Here is a 1,254-nt window from a genome sequence, read left to right as displayed (position 1 = left end):
CGGAGGGTTTGCAGCGGGTGCGTGCTCTGGCCCAGGAGGGGCTGCGCGTGGTGGCGGTCGCGTCACGCCAACGGGCGGATGGCGCCAGTGCTGCGCAGACGCTGTCACCCGCCGATGAAACCGATCTGGTCTTCGAGGGCCTCTGTGCCTTTGCCGACCCGGCCAAGCCGACGGCGGCTGCGGCCATCGCACGGCTGTCGGCGGCCGGCGTGCGCCTGAAAATCCTCTCGGGGGACGACCCCGTGGTGGTGCAGCGGCTGGCGCAGCAGGTGGGTCTGCGCGCCGAGCGCGTGCTGACCGGTGCCGACGTGGCGGCCCTCACCGACGATGCGTTGGCGGTGCAGGTGCAGGCGGTGGACATCTACGGGCGCCTCGCGCCGGACCAGAAGGCGCGCATCGTGCGGGCCCTGAAGTCGCGTGGCGCCGTGGCGGGGTTCCTGGGCGACGGCATCAACGACGCCCCCGCGCTCAAGGTGGCCGACATCGGGCTGTCGGTGGAGGGCGCCAGTGGCGTGGCCCAGGCGGCGGCCGACATGATCCTGCTGGCCTCGGATCTGGAGGTGGTGGCCGACGGTGTGGAAGAAGGCCGGCGCACCTTCGTCAACATCCTCAAATACGTGCGCATGGGGGCCAGCTCGAACTTCGGCAACATGCTGTCGATGGCGGTGGCGTCGCTGTTCCTGCCGTTTCTGCCCATGCTGCCCACGCAGATCCTGTTGAACAACCTGCTCTACGACTTTTCGGAAATCGGTATCCCGCTCGACAAGGTGCCGACCGCGGCCATTGCCCAGCCGCAGGTCTGGGACATGCGGGGCCTGCTGCGTTTCGCGGGGGTGATGGGGCCGCTGTCGTCGCTGTTCGATCTGGCCACCTTTGGCGGTCTGCTGTGGTTGTTTCGTGCCACCCCGGAGGAGTTCCGCACCCTGTGGTTCATGGAGTCCATGGCCACGCAGATCCTGGTGATCTTCATCATCCGCACCCGCGCGGTGCCCTGGCGGGACCGGCCCCATTCCGCCTTGGTGGGCTCGTCGCTGGTGGCCCTGCTGGTGGCCATGGCGCTGCCGTTCACGCCGCTGGGGGCATGGTTTGGCTTTGCCACGCCGCCCACCGCCATGCTGACCGGCGTGGGCGCCCTGGTGCTGGTTTACCTGGCGTGTGCGCAATGGCTCAAGGCGCAGGCCCTGGCAGGGGGGCGTGGACCGGTGGCGCCGGCCGCTTGAGGACGCCTGCGCGCCCGAGACTCAGTGGCGGCAA

At 69.5% G+C, this 1,254-nt stretch carries 1 protein-coding gene; it reads left to right on the top strand.

What is annotated here, in order from left to right; all coding sequences use genetic code 11:
* Nucleotides 1-1,220, top strand: a 1,220-nt coding sequence (locus ACDELDRAFT_RS22640) for an HAD-IC family P-type ATPase (protein WP_005801324.1), incomplete at its 5' end; no start/stop codon positions are given.
* Between the last annotated feature and the right edge of the window lie 34 nt (nt 1,221-1,254).

Origin of the sequence: Acidovorax delafieldii 2AN (assembly GCF_000175235.1) — a bacterium.
In the GTDB taxonomy this organism is placed as follows: domain Bacteria; phylum Pseudomonadota; class Gammaproteobacteria; order Burkholderiales; family Burkholderiaceae_C; genus Acidovorax; species Acidovorax delafieldii_B.
Note: the sequence above shows the minus strand (reverse complement) of the source record. Positions and strands in the feature narration are given on the sequence as shown.